The organism is Streptomyces sp. CAI-85, from assembly GCF_013363615.1.
Lineage (GTDB): Bacteria > Actinomycetota > Actinomycetes > Streptomycetales > Streptomycetaceae > Streptomyces > Streptomyces antibioticus_B.
In genome coordinates, this window is sequence record NZ_JAANNX010000266.1 from 1 (window position 1) to 559 (window position 559).

Annotated in this window: 1 protein-coding gene; it reads right to left on the reverse strand. The window is 71.0% G+C overall.

The window, feature by feature from the left end; translation table 11 throughout:
* A partial coding sequence (locus tag G6W55_RS38180; RefSeq protein ID WP_375372514.1) for an ABC transporter permease occupies positions 1-488 on the reverse strand: 488 nt, incomplete at its 3' end.
* Positions 489-559: the final 71 nt, after the last annotated feature.

A 559-nucleotide genomic window follows, 5' to 3' on the forward strand; every position in this document is an offset into this window, starting at 1 on the left:
GTGATCTGCCGGGAGCCGACCCAGATGGAGTCGATGCCCCGGATGATGTAGAGCGTGCCGAGGGTGACGACGAGGGCGGGCACCTGGCCGAGGCTGACCAGCAGGCCGTTGAGGAGCCCGAAGCCGGTGCCGAGGAGGACCGCGAGGACGGTCGCGAGCAGCGGGTCGCCGCCGCCGTGCAGATAGGTACCGGCGGCGAAGGCGCTGATGCCGAGCGTGGAGCCGACCGACAGATCGACGTTGCGGGTGATGACGACCAGGGACTGGCCGGTGGCGACCAGCACCAGGATGGTCGCGTTGAGCAGCAGGTCCTTGATGCCCTGCTCGGAGAGGAAGGCGCTGTTGCCGGCCTGGGTGACGGCGATCATCACCAGGAAGACGGCCAGGATGGCGAGTTCGCGCATCGCGAAGACCCGGTCCACCAGGCGGGTGCCCCGGGAGGTGGGCACCTCGGCGACGGGGGCCCGGTCGGGGGTGGTCACCGTCATGCGGCGGCCCTCCCGGTGGCTGCGGCCATCACGGTCTCCTCGGTGGCGTCGGAGCGGGGGATCTCGGCGGT